Source organism: Avibacterium paragallinarum (genome assembly GCF_900450705.1).
GTDB lineage: Bacteria > Pseudomonadota > Gammaproteobacteria > Enterobacterales > Pasteurellaceae > Avibacterium > Avibacterium paragallinarum.
In genome coordinates, this window is the sequence record NZ_UGHK01000002.1 from 566855 (window position 1) to 587373 (window position 20519).

At 42.4% G+C, this 20519-nt stretch carries 14 protein-coding genes and 2 pseudogenes; 6 read left to right on the top strand and 10 right to left on the bottom strand.

Annotated elements, in window-relative coordinates:
- Nucleotides 1-73 precede the first annotated feature (73 nt).
- Both malT and DXZ23_RS07480 read left to right on the top strand, forming a co-directional pair.
- Complete coding sequence (malT, locus tag DXZ23_RS07475; protein ID WP_017806060.1) at nt 74-2752, top strand: HTH-type transcriptional regulator MalT; 2679 nt, start codon at nt 74-76, stop codon at nt 2750-2752.
- 135 nt (nt 2753-2887) lie between these two features.
- Complete coding sequence (locus DXZ23_RS07480; protein ID WP_256593709.1) at nt 2888-3451, top strand: type III toxin-antitoxin system ToxN/AbiQ family toxin; 564 nt, start codon at nt 2888-2890, stop codon at nt 3449-3451.
- Nucleotides 3452-3641: 190 nt separating this feature from the next.
- Here DXZ23_RS07480 and malG read toward each other — a convergent pair whose 3' ends face one another.
- From malG to malE, 3 genes are all read right to left on the bottom strand, one after another.
- The gene (gene malG, locus DXZ23_RS07485; RefSeq protein WP_017806058.1) at nt 3642-4532 is read right to left on the bottom strand and encodes a maltose ABC transporter permease MalG; all 891 of its coding nucleotides are present in this window, start codon (nt 4530-4532) and stop codon (nt 3642-3644) included.
- An 8-nt stretch (nt 4533-4540) separates the two neighbouring features.
- On the bottom strand, nt 4541-6097 hold the full coding sequence (gene malF, locus DXZ23_RS07490) for a maltose ABC transporter permease MalF (RefSeq protein WP_017806057.1): 1557 nt from the start codon (nt 6095-6097) through the stop codon (nt 4541-4543).
- A gap of 74 nt (nt 6098-6171) precedes the next feature.
- Nucleotides 6172-7362 carry a maltose/maltodextrin ABC transporter substrate-binding protein MalE gene (gene malE, locus DXZ23_RS07495; RefSeq protein ID WP_026138515.1) on the bottom strand — a complete coding sequence of 397 codons (1191 nt, stop codon included), beginning with the start codon at nt 7360-7362 and terminating at the stop codon, nt 6172-6174.
- 365 nt (nt 7363-7727) lie between these two features.
- On the opposite strand from malE, the gene malK reads away from it, so the two are divergent.
- The 3 genes and pseudogenes from malK (at nt 7728) to DXZ23_RS07510 (ending at nt 11726) form a co-directional block, all read left to right on the top strand.
- Nucleotides 7728-8846: a maltose/maltodextrin ABC transporter ATP-binding protein MalK gene (gene malK, locus DXZ23_RS07500; protein ID WP_017806054.1), complete on the top strand. Its 1119-nt coding sequence runs from the start codon at nt 7728-7730 to the stop codon at nt 8844-8846.
- Between the two features lie 54 nt (nt 8847-8900).
- Nucleotides 8901-10168 (top strand): annotated as a pseudogene (locus DXZ23_RS07505) (maltoporin).
- A gap of 218 nt (nt 10169-10386) precedes the next feature.
- Nucleotides 10387-11726 (top strand): IS3 family transposase gene (locus DXZ23_RS07510; protein WP_114995390.1). Its coding sequence is split into 2 segments (ribosomal slippage): nt 10387-10837 and nt 10837-11726, totalling 1341 coding nucleotides; the frame shifts between segments, so codons are not numbered across the junction.
- Between the two features lie 51 nt (nt 11727-11777).
- On the opposite strand, the gene DXZ23_RS07515 is transcribed toward DXZ23_RS07510, so the two are convergent.
- Together DXZ23_RS07515 and DXZ23_RS07520 are read right to left on the bottom strand one after the other, a co-directional pair.
- Nucleotides 11778-13154 carry a rhodanese-like domain-containing protein gene (locus DXZ23_RS07515; protein WP_017806053.1) on the bottom strand — a complete coding sequence of 459 codons (1377 nt, stop codon included), beginning with the start codon at nt 13152-13154 and terminating at the stop codon, nt 11778-11780.
- 28 nt (nt 13155-13182) lie between these two features.
- Nucleotides 13183-14198, bottom strand: a pseudogene (locus DXZ23_RS07520) (YeeE/YedE family protein).
- 317 nt (nt 14199-14515) lie between these two features.
- On the opposite strand from DXZ23_RS07520, the gene purA reads away from it, so the two are divergent.
- Entirely contained in the window at nt 14516-15814 is a 1299-nt protein-coding gene (gene purA / locus DXZ23_RS07525) for an adenylosuccinate synthase (protein ID WP_017806052.1), read from the top strand.
- A gap of 64 nt (nt 15815-15878) precedes the next feature.
- On the opposite strand, the gene DXZ23_RS07530 is transcribed toward purA, so the two are convergent.
- From DXZ23_RS07530 to agaR, 5 genes are all read right to left on the bottom strand, one after another.
- Nucleotides 15879-16616 (bottom strand): carbohydrate-binding family 9-like protein, encoded by a 738-nt coding sequence (locus DXZ23_RS07530; protein ID WP_017806051.1) that lies wholly within the window; start codon nt 16614-16616, stop codon nt 15879-15881.
- A gap of 29 nt (nt 16617-16645) precedes the next feature.
- The gene (locus tag DXZ23_RS07535) at nt 16646-17149 is read right to left on the bottom strand and encodes a YgjV family protein (RefSeq protein ID WP_017806050.1); all 504 of its coding nucleotides are present in this window, start codon (nt 17147-17149) and stop codon (nt 16646-16648) included.
- A gap of 378 nt (nt 17150-17527) precedes the next feature.
- The gene (locus tag DXZ23_RS07540; protein ID WP_017806049.1) at nt 17528-18478 is read right to left on the bottom strand and encodes a tagatose 1,6-diphosphate aldolase; all 951 of its coding nucleotides are present in this window, start codon (nt 18476-18478) and stop codon (nt 17528-17530) included.
- A gap of 33 nt (nt 18479-18511) precedes the next feature.
- A complete protein-coding gene (nagA, locus tag DXZ23_RS07545) occupies nt 18512-19672 on the bottom strand; it encodes an N-acetylglucosamine-6-phosphate deacetylase (protein WP_021723993.1) in 1161 nt (386 codons plus the stop codon).
- Between the two features lie 12 nt (nt 19673-19684).
- Nucleotides 19685-20458: a transcriptional repressor AgaR gene (gene agaR / locus DXZ23_RS07550; protein ID WP_017806047.1), complete on the bottom strand. Its 774-nt coding sequence runs from the start codon at nt 20456-20458 to the stop codon at nt 19685-19687.
- Nucleotides 20459-20519: the final 61 nt, after the last annotated feature.

Consider the following 20519-nt stretch of genomic DNA (forward strand, 5'->3'; position numbering starts at 1 on the left):
GTAGGAAGTAATTTCTTATTTGGGGGAGGAGAACTCCAAAAGACATCTTTCATCAACAAAAGGGTTATTAACAATGTTAATTCCATCAAAACTTATTTGTTCTTACCGCCTACAAAATAGCGTAACCAGAACCGCTTTATTATCCTTGCTAGAACAGGCTTCAGATTATCCTTTAGTGCTGATTACCGCTCCCGCAGGTTATGGCAAAACTACGTTGATTTCCCAATGGGCAAAGGATAAACCACATCTAGGCTGGTATTCTTTAGATGAAAGCGATAATCAAACGGAGCGGTTCGCAGGCTATTTTTGTGCGGCATTAGCGAGAGCTACCAACAACCACATTCACAATGAAGACAACCCGCCCTATTCCAATTTGTTTTCACTGTTTAATCAGTTGTTGGTCAATCTTGCTTCCTACGAACAGCCATTTTATCTGGTGATTGATGATTATCATTTAATTGAAAACGAAGAAATTCACGACGCATTAAAATATTGGATCAAACACCAACCGCCTGCAATGACGCTCATTTTGATTTCACGTTCTCAGCCGCCATTGAGCTTAGCCAGTTTACGAGTGCAAGAACAATTATTAGAAATTAATGCACATCAGCTGCCTTTTTCTCATCAAGAAAGTATTGCGTTTTTTCAATCTCGTTTAGAAGATCCCTTAACGGAACAAGAAATTACCGCACTTTGTGATGAGGTGGAGGGCTGGCCGACGGCGTTACAACTCATCAGCCTTTCTGCCAAACAGCAAAAAAGTACTTTACAAGATATTGCCAAACGCCTTTCCCATCATAGTTTTCACATCAATGATTACTTAAACGACGAAGTGCTTGCCCCTGTGGATAAAGCAACCAGACAATTTATTTTGCGTTGCTCCATTCTGCGTTCAATGAACGAAACTCTCGTGGCTGAAGTAACGGGCGAAACAGAGAGCCGATTTATTTTGGAACGGCTAGAAAAACAAGGGCTATTTTTACAGCGAATGGAAAGCGATGATAATTGGTGGCGTTTTCACCCGCTTTTTGCCTCTTTCTTAGCTCATTGTAGCCAGCGTGAGTTGGCAAATGAAATACCCGCATTGCACCAACAAGCGGCACAAGGTTGGCTCGCTCAAGGCTATGTTACCGAAGCCCTCTACCACGCCAGCTTGTTAGAAAACAAACAATTATTGTTGCAAATTTTATCACAAAACGGCTGGCAATTATTCCACCAAGGGGAACTCAAATTATTAGAACAAAGCCTAGAACATCTTGATGATACATGGCTTGCCGCCTACCCTAATCTGGTGTTATTAAAAGCGTGGCTTGCCCAAAGCCAACATCGGCATAGTGAAGTGGCTGGCATTTTTGCCCATTTTGAGCAACAGAACATCGATCTCAGCCCTGAAAATCAAGCGGAATTTGACGTGTTGCTCGCCCAAGTCGCCATAAATTCAGGCGATGAAAACACCGCACTTTCACTTGCCTCCAACGCATTAAATCGCCTTGCTGACAACGCCCACTATGCTAAAATTGTTGCCACCTCCATTATTGGCGAGGCGTGGCACGTTAAAGGCAATTTCGCCGATGCCATTACAATGCTGCAAAAAGCGGAAAAAATGGCTCGTCAGTATCACACCTCTCACAATGTGCTGTGGACATTACTCCAACAATCGGAAATCTTGATCGCCCAAGGTTTTTTACAAGCGGGGTATGATATGCTCAATAAAGCGACGCTATTTGTGAAAGAAAACCACTTACAACAAATTCCAATGTATGAGTTTTTGCTCCGTTTGAAAGGGCAAATTTTATGGGATTGGTATGATTTGGACAAAGCCGAAGCAATGGCAACCGCTGGTATTTCTGTGTTGGATAGCGAAGAAGCAAGGCTACAATGTTTGGCGATTTTATGCAAAATTTCCATTGTACGCGGGGATTTAGACAACGCCGCCCGACTGCTAGAAAAAATTACCCAACTACAAAATGCACATCATTATCACAACGATTGGAATGCCAATGCTGATCAGGTCAAAATTGTGTTATGGCAAATGACGAACGATAACCAAGCTGCTCAAAATTGGCTAATTCAAAACCAACCACCAAGCACGGATACCAATCATTTCAGCCAAGTACAATGGCGTAATATTGCGCGGGCAAAAATGCTGATCGGCGATTATGAGGCTGCCAAAACGATTTTGGATAAATTGATCCAAACGGCGGAAAAGTTACAATTTATCAGCGACTTAAACCGAGCCTTAATTTTACGCAATCGGCTGCATTTTCTTACACATAACAAAACAGCGGCGATGGCAGATCTTCAGCTTGCTCTTGCCCTCACCAAACAAACCAACTTTATCAGTGTTTTCGTGTTGGAGGGGGAAATAATGGCACAGCAAATCCGCCAATTACTTGCCCAAAACAGCCTCGATGAATTAGTTGCTCATAAAGCTCAATTTATCTTACGCCACATCAACCAATATTATCGACATAAATTCGCTCATTTTGATGAAGAATTTGTCGCACAATTATTAAAAAATCCGCAAGTGCCAGATTTATTAAAAATCAGCCCCCTTACCCAACGGGAATGGCAAGTGCTAGGCTTAATTTATTCGGGATATAGCAACGACCAAATTTCAGATGAATTACAAGTTGCCACCACTACAATTAAAACCCATATCCGCAATTTATATCAAAAATTAGGCGTAGCAAATCGTAACGAAGCCATTCAATACACAAGGGAACTTTTGCAGTTGATGGGGTATAATTAAATTAAAAACGAAAAACTACTAGAAATAACAAACCTTGAAATACCACTCAAAAATGGCTATATTATGTGCTGAGGCGTAAGCTGCCATAAGTGCTATTTAATCGGGCGTAAGCTGCCATAAGTGCTACTTAATTAGGTGCAAGCTACCACAAGTGCTGAAAAAAGATGCCTAATCGGCATCTTTTTTTTGCACAGTATTTTCATTGGGGAAATGGTTATGAGTGATAGATTAAAATTATATCGTGTAACAGATCACTATCTTGATTTTTTAAGAGAAATTGAACCGAAAATTCCAGCCAATAAAGATAATGGAAAAAAGCGACCTTTTGTCGGTATAGTCCTTTCCATTAACGGTATAAAATATATTGCCCCTTTATCTTCTAAAATTTGTAAAAGTCAAAGTGATTTTAAGGTAAAAAGCAGTGGTGAACAAAAGGCAAGTATTCGCTTTGCTTATATGTTCCCTATTGTTGATAGTGCTTTAATTGAGATTGATTATACCAAAGAATTTGAGATAGATTTAAAATATACAGCGTTACTCATCAAAGAAGATTTATATATCAATCAACATAAAGCCCGCATTTACGAGATCGCAACCAAAACATATACCAATGCAATTACAAAACGTTTTGGCTTTGAGAAATTTTGTTGCAACTTTGCAAAATTAGAAGAAAAGCACAGAGATTATGAAACGCAGTAAAAATTACTTTAGTGCATTATAATCTTCTTCCCCTCCACCACTATCAGCAAAGTCAGAAATGGTTTTAACTCTCTTTAATCATATTTTACAGGCTTAAAAATCACGCCCTACAAGTGTTAAGAGCGTGATTTATCATTCAAAGTGCGGTCAGATTTTCGCTATTTTTTTACTTTTTCTTCCCCCTCAGGAATTAACCTTTTACACCGCCTGCGGTTAATCCGCCAACTAGCCAACGTTGGGCGAGTAGGAAGACGGCGGTGATAGGGATAGCGGAAAGGACGGCTGCGGCGGCGAAATCGCCCCATAGGTAATTTTGTGGATAAAGATATTGTTGCATACCCACGGCGAGGGTGTAGCTTTCCACATCACGCAAAAGTAACGAGGCGATTGGCACTTCTGTAATGGCAGCGATGAAAGATAAAATAAACACCACTGCCAAAATCGGTACGGAAAGAGGAAGCAAGATTAAGCGGAATGCCTGCCACGGGGTTGCACCGTCTAATTCTGCAGCTTCTTCTAATGAGCCGTCGATAGTTTCAAAATAGCCTTTGATCGTCCAAACGTGCAATGCGATACCACCAAGATAGGCGAAGATCACGCCAGCGTGAGTGTTTAACCCCAGAAATGGGATATATTGCCCTAGGCGATCAAACAAGGCATATAAGGCGACAAGGGATAACACCGCAGGGAACATTTGGAAAATCAGCATTCCTTGCAATAGCGTTTTTTTGCCTTTGAATTTCATTCTTGCAAAGGCGTAAGCACAAGTGGTTGAAAGTGCAACAATTCCCACTGAAGTCAGCGTTGCGACTTTCACCGAGTTCCAAAGCCAAAGTAATACGGGAAACGGCGGTGGGGTGATAGTGCCATCGGAATGCACCACATCAAACCCGAGGGCGAGTTTCCAGTGTTCCCAAGAGATTTCGTGTGGAATAATATCTCCAAGTGCCAAATTCCCTGGACGTAAAGAAATGCCAACCACCATTAATAGCGGAAACATTATTAAAGCGATAAAGGCAATTAAAAATAAATGGGTTGCCCATAGGCGATAGCGTAAGGATTTTGCTTGAACAATAGCCATAATTCCTCCTAGTCAAATTTCATTTTTGTGGCTTTGATATTTAATAAAGCAAGCCCTGCGACTAATAAGAAAATGAGGGTTGCAATGGCAGCGGCTAGCCCGAAATCTTGGCTTCCGCCACCCTCAAATGCGATTCGGTAAGTATAGCTGACTAAAAGATCAGTATGTCCTGCTGGGGTGGTTGTGCCAATCATATCTGGTCGCCCATTGGTTAATAATTGAATTAGCACAAAATTGTTAAAATTAAAGGCGAACGAGGCGATCATTAAGGGAGTTAGCGGTTTTAACAATAATGGCACAGTAATTTTGCTAAAATTTTGCCAAGTGGACGCCCCGTCCATTGCGGAGGCTTCATACAAATCTTGCGGTATGGCTTTTAATAATCCCATACATAAGATCATCATATAAGGATAGCCCAGCCAAGTATTTACAATTAAAATCATCACTTTAGCCAAGAACGGATCATTAAACCATTCAGGGCGAATGCCAAAAAGCTGATGCAAGATCATATTGATTTCGCCAAAGCTCTGATTAAATAAGCCTTTGAAAATTAAAATCGAAATAAAAGCGGGAACGGCATAGGGCAAAATTAATAAAAGACGATAAACCGCTTTGCCTTTTAAGGCTTCCCACTGCACGAGGCTGGCGAAAATCATTCCTAAGATCACTGTAAAAATCACCGTCAGCACAGAAAATACAATCGTCCAGATAAAAATTTGGATAAACGGCTTTTGAATGCCCTCATCGGTGAAAATTTTAATAAAATTGCTGAAGCCGATGGAAACGGTGAAACCGGGTTCAAGGGTTTCTTTCAGCCAGTTGCCTTGTGCATCAATTTGTTGGAAAAAGCCCGTGTCAAAATTGGCAGCATAGCGTTTGCCGTTTTCGTTATTAACGAGCTGATGTGTCGCTTCGTCATAATGATAGCGAGGACTTTGGGCTGAAAACTGGCGTAATGAACTCATTGTTAATGATGAGCCATTCGGTAAAATTAAGGTCATCGCTTGCAAGGCTTGGCGATTCTGGGTGATAGTTTTCAGCGGGGCAGTACTGATGTCAGGCAGATCTTGTTGCGTTAAATTGACTTGTGCAGGGGCTAACGGTACGGGTTCGGAAAGAAAATATTCTCCGTTATGCGATAAGCCAATTTGATATTTTCCTTCAGTTTGTGGGTAGAGCTTGAAATCATATTTTTCGCCAGATAAATATTTCTGGGTGGTTAAAACGTTTAACGCACGCTCAAATGAAAGCTGGTTAGTGCTGCTATAATTGGTGAACGCAATGGCGATGGTTGCCACCAGCGGAAACAGAATAAAGATGATCATTCCTGTGATCCCAGGGTAAACATATCGCCACGAATAGGCTTTCGGGCTGCTAAAAATATAACCCCCAGAAGTGAGAATCACGAGGGTTAAAATCGCAAAAAGATACTCGCCTTGGGAATACATCAGCATTACAGCGTAAAAATCCAAGAGCAAAATGGCAAGGATTAGGCTGTATCTGACAAAACCTCGTTGCTTCAGCTTGGGGGTTAAAACAGGATTGGGGCTTAAAAATGATCGCATACTACACCTCAAAAAAATGTGAAAAAAAGCACCGCACTTTTAGCTATAGACAAAAGGGGGAAATTCCCCTCAAATTATTGCTGTTTTAAAATTCTTGCTCGTGCGTCATCTAGGGCTTGTTGTACCGTTTGACGACCATTCACCGCATTAGTAATCGCACTGCGTTCAGCGTACCAAAAGGCGGACATTTGCGGAATGTTCGGCATAATTTCTCCGTTTTCCGCATTCGTCATCGTGGCAGCAATGCGAGGATCAACAGCGAGCTTAGCTTGGTAAGATTTCAATGCCACCGCACCCAATGGTTTATCTTTATTCACAGTGGCTAACCCTTCGTCTGTTAAAAGATAATTTTCTAAAAACTCAATAGCGAGATCCTGATTTGGGCTTGCGGCATTGATCGCGGCACTTAATACCCCCACAAATGGTTTAGATGGGTTACCATTGAGGGTAGGCAATACTGCCACGCCATAATTGATCCCACTTTTTTCAATGTTGCCCCACGACCAAGGTCCGTTGATGGTTAAGGCCGTTTCCCCTTTGTTGAAGCTAGCTTCCGCAACGGAATAGTCCATATCAGGATTGATCACCTTGCTTTTCACCAAATCCACGACAAATTGTAATCCTTGTTGCGAACCTGCGTTATTCACGCCGATGTCTTGCGGGTTGTAGCGTCCATTGTCAAATTTGAATGCATAGCCTCCATTGGCAGCAACTACTGGCCAAGTGAAATAAGGCTCTGCAAGATTCCACATAATGGCATTTTTCCCCTGTGCTTTTAGGGTTTTATCCAATTCGCGGATTTCTTCCCAAGTGCGAGGTGGCGATTTGATCAGGTCTTTGTTGTAGATTAATGAAAGGGATTCAATCGCCACAGGGTAAGAGATCACTTTGCCGTTATAGGTTTGTGCGTCCCACACGAAATCGGCAAATTTTTCTTTAAAGTCAGGGCTAGGGTGCAATTCGGCTAACAATCCTGCTTGTGCATAGCCACCAAAGCGATCGTGTGCCCAGAAAATGATGTCGGGTCCATCGCCTGTTGCGGCAACTTGTGGGAATTTTTCTTCTAGTTTATCAGGGTGTTCTACTAACACGGGAATGCCTGTATCCGCTTCAAATTTTTTCCCAACTTCAGCCAAGCCGTTATAGCCTTTGTCGCCGTTGATCCAAATCACCAGTTTTCCTTCGCTCATTTTCGCCATTACCGCCCCTGAGAAAACAAGGCTGGCAATGGTGCTTAGGGTGAAAGTCAATAAGGTTTTTTTCATCACTTTTTTCATAATACTACGCTCCTGATTGTGAGTGGGTAATAAGGATTACTGCTTCATTATGCGTAAATTTTACAATTTGTTATCCTCCCCCCATCTCCTCCTTTTAAAAAATCAGCCTGTTCTGACAAGTTTTTTCTATTTCTGTGAGCAAGCTCACAAAAATGAAAGAAGAAAATGTGATCGCTATCACAAAAGCTCGCCAAATTGTCCTTTTCAACACACAACATCATTTTCAGCCGATTTTTTCATCTAATCCTTAAAAAAATCCGTCAAGGAGGATTTTTTTTATAAATGAATAGGGGAAGATACGGCACATTGAATTATCCTAAGCTTTCGGATAAAAATGCAAAACGAGGTTAAATATGGCAAAGGTATCCTTACGCAATGTGGGTAAATCCTACGGCAATGTACAGATTTCAACGGACATTAATTTAGAAATTGATGAAGGCGAATTTGTCGTTTTTGTTGGACCTTCTGGCTGTGGAAAATCCACCTTACTTAGAATGATCGCAGGGCTTGAAGACATCAGCACAGGGGATTTATACATCGGCGAAAAAAGAATGAATGATGTGCCGCCAGCCAAAAGAGGCATAGGAATGGTGTTTCAATCTTACGCCCTCTACCCTCATTTGAATGTGGCGGAAAATATGTCTTTCGGCTTAAAACTGGCTGGGGTGAGCAAAGCGGAACGTGAGGCTCGGGTAAATCAAGTGGCAGAAGTGTTACAACTTGCCCATTTGCTCGATCGCAAGCCGAAAGCCTTATCGGGCGGTCAGCGACAACGGGTGGCGATTGGCAGAACTCTCGTTTCTCAGCCTGAAGTCTTTTTACTTGATGAACCCCTTTCTAATCTTGATGCCGCATTACGCGTACAAATGCGGGTGGAAATTTCCAAATTACACAAAAAATTGAACCGCACTATGATTTACGTTACCCACGATCAAGTGGAGGCGATGACCCTTGCCGATAAAATCGTGGTGCTAAAAGCAGGCGGCATCGCACAAGTTGGCAAACCGCTTGAGCTGTATCATTATCCTGCTAATCGTTTTGTCGCTGGGTTTATCGGCTCGCCTAAAATGAATTTCCTCCCTGTTAAAGTTACAGGTGTAGAGCCAGAGCGAGTTCGGGTGGAATTGCCCGATGCCAATCATCACAACTTTTGGATTCCCGTTCTCGCTAGTGGGGTGAAAGTGGGCGATAACCTCTCCCTTGGCATTCGTCCTGAACACCTTGTTCCTTCTGAAAACGCACAGGTTACTCTGCGAGGCAAAGTGCAAGTGGTGGAACTGCTGGGCTATGAAACCCAAATCCATCTTGAAATCCCTGAAATCAAACAGCCAACCTTGGTCTATCGACAAAATGATGTGGTGTTGATTGATGAGGGGGCAGAATTTGATATTGGGATCGTGCCAGAGCGTTGTCATTTATTCAAAGAAAACGGGGTGGCTTGTCCAAGGCTTTTTAAAGAAAAAGGGGTGTAACCATCATTTTTCATTTCTCTTTCATACGTCAATTATTTTCAAGTGAGGTCGCTTATGAAAAACGCAAAAACACGCATTGCAACCGCTATCGCCGCCAGTTTTATCGCACTGAGTGCGAATGCCGTTGATTTTCACGGCTATGCTCGTTCGGGCATTGGTTGGACATCAGGCGGTGGTGAGCAAACCGCCTTTACGGTGAATGGGGGGCAAAATATCGCTTAGGTAACGAAGCGGAAACCTATGCGGAATTTAAACTAGGGCAATCCCTTTTCAATGAAGGCAATAAATCTATTTATTTAGATTCCAATCTTGCTTATTCCATTAATCAGCAAGGCGATTGGGAAACCACCACGCCTGCCTTGCGTGAGATCAATGTGCAATTTAAAAATTTCCTCGACAGCCTACCCGATGCCACTTTATGGGCAGGGAAACGCTTTTATCAACGCCACGATGTGCATCTTAATGACTTCTATTATTGGGATATTTCAGGCCCCGGTGCTGGGGTAGAGAATATTGATGTGGGCGTAGGGAAATTGTCTTTTGCCGTAACTCGCAATACCGAGCAAGGCGGAGCGTACGGCTGGAATTATAACCCGATTACGAAAAAGTGGGAATCCACTCGTGATCTAGATAAAGACGTGTATAACGATGTCTTTGATGTGCGTCTTGCCGATCTTGAAGTGAATAAAAACGGAAAATTAGAAATCGGGCTAGATTACGGCAACTCGCATACCAAAAATCACGCCAGCCGTGTCGAGGGTGCAAGTAAAAACGGCTATATGCTCACCCTCGAGCACACACAAGGCGAATTTTTTGGCGGTTTTAATAAATTTACCGTGCAATACGCCACAGACGCGATGACCTCTTGGAGTACGGGGCATTCTCAAGGCGGCTCAAATACCAATAAAGGGCATATGCTACGTTTAATCAATCAAGGCGTTGTCGCACCGTCAGATAAAGTGGAAGTGATGTATGCGTTAATTTACGAAAAAACCGATTTAGATAATCATCAAGGGAAAACGTGGTATTCCGCAGGCGTTCGCCCGATGTACAAATGGACTGACACAATGAGTACGCTGGTTGAAGTGGGTTATGATCGCATTAAAGATCAGCAAACAGGATTGAAAAATTAACTAATGAAATACACCCTCGCCCAACAATGGCAAGCAGGCAGCAGTATTTGGGCAAGACCTGCAATCCGTGTGTTCGGCACTTATGCTCATTGGAACGATAAATTTAATACCAGCAAACGCACTGACGCAGGCTATAAAGCCAAAGATGGCGAATTTATCGCTGGCATACAATTTGAGGCTTGGTGGTAATGCCAACCACGGAATGGATCTCAGATTCAGGCAACCCATAAGTAAATCATAGGACAAGGCAAGCAAAAAAACTGGCTTAAAAAACCACCGCACTTTTGCTTGCATCTTCAACAACACAATGGCTTTCTTCTTGTGAGGTAACAATGAAATTAACCAAAAAATGATCTGCACCCCAAAAGTTAGACTAAACAACCAACTGATTAAGGTGCAGATTTTTTATGACTAAATATACTCAACGTTTCAAACAACAAGTGCTCGACTTTTATCATCAAAATGGAAAAAACCGTTCGCTTACTCGCCAGTATTTTCAGCTTCCCCAAAGCACGTTAGCACGTTGGATTGCGAAATTTAATCATAATGGAATCAATGGATTAGCTGTGTTAGGTAAAAAACGATGTTATTCTGTTGAGTTTAAATTAAAGGTTATTCAAGCTATCAAAAAAGGCCAGTGCTCCGCTGAAGCCGCCTGCTTTCGCTTTGATATCCCCAGTTCAGGGATAATTAGTCAATGGTTGCAACGCTTTGAAAAACAAGGTATAGATGGGTTATTACTCAAACCTAAAGGTCGTCCAAGTATGAAACTCAACTCACCTAAAATGCCACCAACGCCCAAAACAGAAGAAGAACGCTTGCGTTACCGAATTTTGGAATTAGAAGCGGAGAATGCAATGCTAAAAAAGTTGCAGGAACTCAACCAACAAAAAATGCAGAAAAAGCCGTCATCGTAAATGCCTTACGCTTGCGTTTCCCGTTGGAATTGTTACTCAGGCTAATCGGATTGGCACGCAGTTCGTTCTTTTATCATCTCAAGCCAAAGTCGGATAAAAATGTAGCGATTTCACAGAAAATAGAGGAAATTTATCGCAAAAATGACGAAAATTATGGTTATCGTCGAATTACCTTGGAATTAAGGAAATACTTGATTATCAACCACAAAAGGGGGCAAGCGATAATGCAACGTTTGGGGTTAAAAGGAAAAAGTAAGCAGAAAAAATATCGTTCTTACCAAGGCAAAGTGGGACACATTGCCGATAATCTGTTGCAACGGGATTTTACGGCAACGATGCCGAATGAGAAGTGGGTAACGGATATCACCGAGTTCAAATGTGCGGAAGGCAAAGTGTATTTATCGCCGATTAAAGACTTGTTTAATAACGAAATTATTGCTTATGATGTGGCGAGAAGTCCGAATTTTGAGCAGATAACCAGAATGTTGACCCAGGCGGTGAACCGATTAGCGGGGGAAAAACCGATACTGCATTCCGACCAAGGATGGCAGTATCAAATGATGGGTTATCGGGAGATATTGAAAAAACACGGTATTACGCAAAGTATGTCGAGAAAAGGTAATTGCCTTGATAATGGTGCGATGGAAAGCTTTTTCGGGCGATTGAAGACGGAATGTTACTTTGGCAAGCGGTTTGAAACCTTTGAACAGCTTGAAAAAGTGATTCACGAGTACATTCATTACTACAACAATGAGCGTATTCAAGTGAAGCTCAAAGGACTAAGCCCTGTGGAATACAGAACTCAGTCCTTGAATGAAATTAGAATATAGTCTAACTTTTTGGGGGCAGATCATCTCACCGCACTTTTTTAATCTCTATCCTCAGCTCTTACAAGAATTTCCTTTTTTCATCACTTTGCCGAAATCGTTTTTGCTGTCGGGTTTGCTTTGTGGGTTTGGTGCACCTTTTTGAACGGGGTATTGGCTGTCCATTTGCCACGCATTCCAACCACCGTCATAAATGACCGTGTCTTTCCAGCCCGCGAGTTGAGTGAGAAACCAAGGTACGCCTGCACGCCAACCAGTGCCACAATAAAAGGCTAATTTATCACCTTTGTGAATCCCTTGCGTTTGCCATAAGGCAAAAATCTCATTGGGGTTGCGTAAGGTGTTGTCGGGGTCGTAATAATCCGCCATATTGGAGGAATCCGTGCCAGCAAAGCCCCAGATTGCCCCTTGTGGCTCGCCTTTGCCGGGTATGTAATCGTAACCGCTGACTTTGCCCGTGTATTCGTCCCACGCTCGGTTGCTGATTAATTTTAATCCCGCTTTTTGTGCATTCATCGCTTGCTGAGGAGTCGCGATGTCAATTTGTGGGTTGGCTGGAATGGTTGTGCCAAAATCTTTCTCTGGCTGCGGAAGATTAATTTTGGTTTCCGTTGGCAAACCTGCGTCAAGCCAAGTGGCTAAATTTCCGTTGAGTACCCGCACATCTTCCACGCCTGCCCATTTTAATGCCCAGAAAATACGGTACGCCGCCAGTTGGTTATCGGAATATAAAATTACGGTTTTGTCTTTGGTAATGCCATTGGCAAGTAAATTTTTCTCAATAACTTTAGGATCGGAAAGATTCCAAACAGGGTCGTTTTCCACCCAATCTGTATTAAAATGGTACGCCCCCACAATGTGTTGCATATAGGCTTTGGCGTGTTCCAAATCGCCCCAAGACACTTCAAATAACATCACTTTGTCATTATTTAGGGTTTCGGGCTTTTCCCCTTTGAGGGCGGCGTTCACCCATTGCGGGGAAACGCTATATTGAAAATTTGCGAAGGATTCAAAAGGATAACCCGCGTTTGCATAGCTCAGGAAATCATTGAAACGCGAAACCTTATAGCCTCTCGCGGCAAATTCTGCGGTAACGCAATCGAGGTTTTCAGGGTTGCTGTCGTAAAATACGAGATGTTTTTCTTTTGTAATGCCTTTCCCCGCGGCAAAGCTGTCAAATTTTTCGGGCTGGATATGTTCTAGCCAATCACAGCTAAATTGTATCGCCCCTTTTATATACCCGCCGCGTGTGGCGTTTTTCTCTTTAAATCCGTTGTAAAGACTGTCTTGCCTTGTGTCAATGATGACAAAATTGGGATCGTCAAGATGGTTGAGTAATTCGCGGGTTTCCATCAGCGTAACTTTGCGATCATTACAAGCCGACAACGCCAAGCTCACAGCGACCGCCAATAAGATTGGTTTCATTTTCATAGGATTTTCCTTATTCATTTTATATCGATTACACGCCACATTGCGTCGGTTTGATGAATGCGGCGGTAATCCAACAGCCGAGCATCATCATTAAGGTGGCAAGCCAGCCCTGCCAAGAGAAATACGCGGTGGACACTAACGCGTTGGTAATGGTGCAACCACCCGCTAAGGCAGCCCCAATCCCCATTATTACGCCACCGAAAATGCGTTGAAAAATGCCTTTCGGTTCGGGCAATCGCCACTTGAGTTCGCCCGCTAATTTAGCACTCAGCAACGCACCGAGCGGAATGCCTAGCACAAAAAGCGTTCCCCAGTTTAGATAGCGTTGCTGCCCAGTTACGATATACTGAATGACATTCGCCGATGGCACAGCGATGCCAAAGCCAAAATTTCGCCCTGCGTCAGCACTCAGCCACCACGCGATCACGCCTAAAATACCGATCGCTACAGCCGTTAAAAAAGCGACCAAGTTCGGGCAAAAATTTTAGGGAAAATTATCGCGGGGCTAGGCGGTGTGGGGAAGCGATAACGGCGTGATCGCCATTCAACATAGCCTAAAAGTGCGGTGCTAAAAATCAGCAAAATCACGAAGTACCAAGGGGAAAGCTGAAAGGTGAGGTACATATTATCAAGGGAGAGCGGGTTTTCTAGCAGCCTATTGATTTGATATTTTAAAATACCTGATTGGGTCGCTGCCATTGTGAGGGCAAAGCTGAGCAATGCCAGATAGCCCCCAATCGCTCCCTCTCCAGTACGAAACCACGCACCACTACCGCAACAATTTGCAAGGCTCATTCCAATGCCAAACAGCAAACCACCTAACAGGGTCGCCAGCAAGGGAAGTTGGGAAGTAGGAATTTGGATAATGCCAAAATGCTCGAGGGTAAAAAATCCTACGGATTGAATACTAATGGCGATAAAAAGTGCGGTCAGAAAACGAAGACTTTTTTGCGTATAAATGGAGCGAAAGCCCGACACAAAACAGAATTGCCCGCGTTGCAACAAAAAGCCCAACAGCAGACCAATCACGAAACCAGAATACATCGATTAAACCTTAATACGACTATTTCAAAATGTAGCGGGCATTAAATCACAGCTTGGGGCAAATTTCAATTTTTGCTTTCAAACTTTCGCGGAGAAAAACGCCTAGATTTTCTGACCGCACTTTTCAATACTGCTTTTTTCAATGATAAAAATCAAAAAGAAATGCCGATTTTGCATTGAGATTATACGCATAAAATAGTAAAGTAGCTCACTGTTTTTCATTCATTACACTTGTTTTATTTCAGCATAAGCCGCCACTATTCGGCAGGGCTATGTTGGGCTAAAACGATTGATATTACTCAGCTAAGGCGGAATCTATGGGAAAAAGTGTTGTTATCTTAGGGGCTCAATGGGGCGATGAGGGAAAAGGGAAAATCGTTGATTTACTTACCGATCGCGTAAAATATGTGGTGCGTTATCAAGGTGGGCATAACGCGGGGCATACGCTGATTATTAATGGCGAGAAAACGGTTTTGCGTTTAATTCCATCAGGCATTTTGCGTGAAAATGTAACCTGTTTGATCGGTAACGGCGTGGTGCTTGCCCCTGATGCCTTAATGCAAGAAATGGGCGAGCTTGAAGCCCGTGGCATTAATGTGCGTGAGCGTTTATTAATTTCTGAAGCCAGCCCGCTCATCTTGCCTTACCACGTTGCGATGGATAAAGCTCGTGAAGCCGCCTTAGGCAAAAAAGCCATTGGTACAACAGGGCGCGGTATTGGACCAGCCTATGAAGACAAAGTTGCCCGCCGTGGTTTGCGTGTTGGTGATTTATTCGACCTAGAAAGTTTCGCTGAAAAACTGAAAGCCATTTTGGATTACTACAATTTCCAATTAGTTCACTACTACAAGGTTGAGCCTGTAGATTATCAGAAAACCCTTGATGATGTGCTTGCCGTTGCACCGATTATCACGGGAATGGTGGCAGATGTTACCGCAATTCTTGATGTTGCTCGCAAAAATGGCGATAACATTCTGTTTGAAGGCGCACAAGGCACAATGCTTGACATTGACCAAGGTACATACCCTTATGTAACCAGCTCCAATACCACAGCGGGCGGGGTTTCTACAGGCTCAGGCTTTGGCCCGCGTCATATTGATTACGTTTTAGGCATTATTAAAGCTTACTGCACCCGCGTTGGCGGTGGGCCATTTGCCACTGAACTGTTTGATGAAGTGGGTGCTAAAATTGCACGCAAGGGCAATGAATTTGGGGCGGTAACAGGTCGTCCTCGCCGTTGCGGTTGGTTCGATGCGGTAGCTATGCGTCGTGCCATTCAAGTGAACTCCATTTCAGGTTTTTGTATGACAAAACTTGATGTATTAGACGGCTTTGACGAAATCAAAATTTGCGTAGGCTACAAAATGCCAAATGGTGAAATTGCTGAATTTGCTCCGCTTGCGGCAAAAGATTGGGAAGGCGTTGAGCCAATTTATGAAACCCTACTCGGCTGGAAAGAAAGCACATTCGGCGTAACCGATGTGAATAAACTGCCTGAAAATACGCGTAATTACATTAAACGCATTGAAGAAGTAACAGGCGTACCAGTAGATATTCTTTCAACGGGTCCAGACCGTGTTGAAACAATGATTTTACGCGATCCCTTTGCGGCGTAAGTCAAACATCAAAAAATAATAACCCCTGCATAGACAGGGGTTTCTTTTGGGCTTTCTTAAATCCTTACTTTTTCGGCTCTAACACAAATTCACCAAATGAAGAATTAATATGGAAATTCGGTTTTTCCGTTTTTGGATCAACCCAAGTGATCCAGTTCGTTTGTTCTTTGCCTTTTCCTTTAATAATCGAAAATTCTGCACGATAAGCCCCAGCACGGATTTTATTGCCTTGAATTAAGTTATGTTCTTTTAATTCACTAAGTGCAATTTTAGCTTCAAGGGTATAACCTTTTTCTGTGCGAACACCCACGGTTTCTAAGGTTTTTGGATCCCATTCGGCATTAATATTTTTTTCAACATCACGCAACATTGATAAGGTGCGACCTTTGTAATCCATTTCTAAGGCAACATATTTTGGATATTTTCCATCTGCTTGCGGTTTATCAATTTCCCCTAGTGCCATAAATAATTCTACACGGTCTTCACGTGCCACCATCCATTCGTGATCGGTGGTGTCATAAATTAAAACATTCGGATCTTCTACATCAAAAGAGAAATAAAAATATTGATCATCGTGAAACGCCTTAAATTCTGTTTTGGGCATTTGTGCTTGTTCCCAAGGGTTCACAAAATCCGTAACGCCTTGCACTTTTGCCCAAACAGCCTCGTCAAGTTTTCCATCTAAAACAGGCACTTGTGACTCAAAAGCGACTTTATAACTTTTAGCGGGATTGTCCGCCGCCAAGGCGTGAAACGAAAGTGCGGTGGTAAAAAGTGAAGCAATCAGTAATTTTTTCATCATTTTTTCTCCTATTTTGATATAAAAACCAGTTAGCGATGCTTTTGCCGCATTAGGCGAATAATGGTAATGGTATTAACAAACATCACTGTACTTTCTAGCAATACTCCACCGAGCGATCCCACTAGAATATTATTCGTGAGCCAGCAGGCAGAGCCGACCAGCATAAATAATCGCATTGGAATGCCTTTCAATAAAAATAAAGAAATTGTCCCAATGGTCGAGGCAATGATAGGAAACACCTGCCACACGGAATCCGCAATCACATAACCAAAAATAATCCCCACAATCACAAAGCCTAAGGCGATATACTTCGAAGAAATATAAATCGAAGTTGCCGTTCTCAACGTCGAAAGCAACGAACTCAACGCTGCCACTTTGGCATCAAGCAAAATAAAATGGCTCATATAGGTGATATTTTGAATCAACATCACGATTTTTAATTTCCGATCATTCCGCTGATAAAAACAAATCACGCCTAAAATAAACGCCAAAATGCCAAGGAATTGTGGAAAAGTGATAAATTTATCTAACATAGAAATTTTATAATCATTTAAGTTAAAAATAAGATGGTACAGCAAGCCGTAAATAATGCACAGATTGCCTTATTCTTCTTTCTCATACTGTCTAATACAGAAGAAAAATCCGCTTCGCTATCATACGCAAAAAAAATAACATTTTACAATAAGCAACAATTTGTCATTTTATCTGTAAATTACCGCTTTCTTACACCTTATTTCCTTAAAGAAAAAACATGTCAAATGTAAACTAGAATAGAAAGCTCGTCTATAAACAATGTTTAATTTTGTGATCTTGATCTAAAATTTAGAAACGCTGTTTTGATTTTTAAAATAAAAGAAAAAGTGCGGTCTTTTTTCACCGCACTTTTTAAGTTAGCTAAAACAATCTGGGCTTTATAATACTAAAGGCTGTGCGGTTTCTTTTAACACGGCATTTAATGCTTCAATATTGGCTTTGCCTTCGTTGAGTAACCATTGTTTTGCCGCTTCTGCACCTTCTGCTTTAAAGATTTCCGCAGCACCTGCCCAAGTAGCACGTCCGCATAATACGCCGTTGAAATCGCAACCAGCCTCTTTAGCAAAACGTAACGTATCAAGGAATAAGGAGGAACTCACGCCTGCACTTAGGAAGATGAATGGAATTTCGGTGGCATCGCTTTGTTCTTTGAAGTAGGCTTTCGCTTGTGCTTGGCTATATACCGCATCTTGCTCTGCAAAACCTTCGACAAACTTCATATCCACTGGCACTTCCACTTTTAACACATCAACGCCAAAACGTGCTTCGGAGAATAATTTCATTGCTTCGATCACTTTACGCGGTTTGATTTTCGCATATTCTTTTGGATCAGAAATATTCGCATCATAGCTCACAAGCTCTAGGAAGAACGGCATTTCTTCTGCTTTACATTCTGAAGCCACCCGTTCTACAAAGGCTTCTTTGCGATCATTGACTTCTTTGCCCTCGTCAATGTCGATATAAAGCAATAATTTGATCCCATCTGCACCTTTGGCTTTTAAGCGTTGCACGGAAACATCGTCAATTAAGTCAGGGTAACGGCCTGGTTGGGTTTTGTCGTAACCTGTTTTTTCATAAGCCATTAATAAGCCTGCGTTGGAAGCACGTTTTTCAGCCGCTTTCCAGCCCACTTCTGGGTCAAGCAAAATAGATGAGGCATAAGGGGTTAAGTATCCAGACACCAATACTTTAAACTCAGCAAGTTGCTCATTCGTTGCGTCTTCGCCCAACATACGGCGTAATGCACCACGTTGGTCAATGGCAAGTGCTGCGATTAGATCGTCTTGGCTACATAATTTTTTTAAACGTTCAGTTCTTAACTTTGACATTGTTTTCTCTCCATCTTTGTAAATATAAAAATCTTAAAATTTTTCACCGCACTTATAAACTTGTTCGCCTTGAATATAAGTGGCTTGAACTCGTAATTCTTTGTTTAATAAGGTGAAATTTGCTTCTTTGCCGACAGCAATATCACCAATGCGATCTGCCACACCTAAATAAGTGGCGGGAATGGTGGTAGCCATTTGAATGGCTTCCCATACAGGCACATCAGCTTTAAATACCATATTGCGTAAGGCTTGATCGAGGCTGCAAGTGCTACCTGCGAGCGATCCGTCAAAGGTTCTCGCTTGACCGTTTTCTACCCGTACGGTTTGCACGCCTAATGTGTACTCGCCATCAGGTAAGCCACCTGCACGCATACAATCTGTGATCAGCACCATTCTGCGGTAGGTTTTTAATTTATAAGCTAAATTTAATACGGCTGGGTGAACGTGAATGCCGTCTGCAATAATTTCTGCCAGCATATCGTGATACAACACTGCCCCCGTACAACTCGGCTCACGGTGATGCAAAGCGCTCATTCCGTTGAATAAATGTACACCGCAATCTGCCCCTAAATAATAAGCTTTGGTTACCTGCTCAAAGATGGCATTAGTATGAGCTACAGACACCTTTACGCCATTTTCCACCAACCATTTAATAGCAGGTTCGGCATTTTCAATTTCAGGTGCAATGGCAACCCGTAATAAAGTGCGGTCGGAAATTTGCAATAATTCTTCTAGCTGTGGAATCGTTGGTGGCATTAAATATTCGGTTGGGTGCGAGCCACGATGGCGTTCGGTAAAATAAGGCCCTTCCATAAAGCTACCTAATAATTCCGCTCCTTTTTGTTTGCCTTGTTGAATGTAATCTTTCATTCGTTGCATTGAGGAAAGAATATTCGCCCAAGGGGCTGAAACAGTCGTTCCTACCCACGCAGTAACGCCTGTTTGTGGTAATGCTTGTGCAATGGTCGCCAGTGCGGTGTCGTTTTCGTCCATCACATCGGCACCTGCACGGCCGTGAATATGCACATCAATGAACCCCGCAGAAAGATAGCTGTCAGGATAATAATGTACATCGCAATCAGTGGGCTTTTCTACTTGGATACGTTCGATTTTACCTTGATTTATCACCACATATTTATTCAGTAACTCCCCTGATGACGTCATCACTTTTTCAGGTTTAATGGCATAACGCATTGTTTTTTCCTCTTAATCTACAATAATCACTTCAATATTATTTTCCTGAAGTGCGGTCAAATATTCAGGAGAAATGCCAGAATCGGTAATTAATACATCAATATCGGCAAATTTGCGGATAACGTGGCAACTTTTTTTACCAAATTTACTGGAATCCGTTACCGCAATCACTTGATTAGAAATCTCACACATAATGCGGTTGAGATTCGCCTCTTGCTCATTATGCGTAGTAATACCTGCTTGAATATCAAATCCATCAACGCCCAAAAATACTTTGCTGAAGCAGTAATTTGCTAAACTCGCATCTGCTTGTGGGCCAGAGAAAGACATCGCATTTTTGCGTAATTTCCCGCCTGTCATTAGCACATCGGTATTGTCAGAGTCGGACAGTTCATAAGCGACATCAAGGCTGTTTGTCATCACTACAATATTTTTGAGAGGTGATTTTTTGAGTGCAGATGCAATTTCTTTGGTGGTCGTGCCTGAGTCTAAAATAATAATATCGTTGTCGTGGATCAGTTTTAAGGCGGCCTCAGCAATTTTGCTTTTTTCACCAGAATAGCGGTTGCGTTTCTCAGAATTACTGAGTTCGGCGATCATTCCTTTGTTGGGAATAGCCCCGCCATGTGATCGTATGATATAACCATTCTTTTCAAGAAAATTAAGATCTTGGCGAATGGTAACCGTTGAAACAGAAAATGCCTCCGCCAAATCTTCTACTCGTGCCGAAGAATTCTTATTGACGATCGCGACAATCTCCATTCGTCTTTCAATTGCACTTTTCATCTTTTTTCCTTTGACCGGTTTTATATTGTATCAATTATAGCCTTAAACAAAGATAAATGAA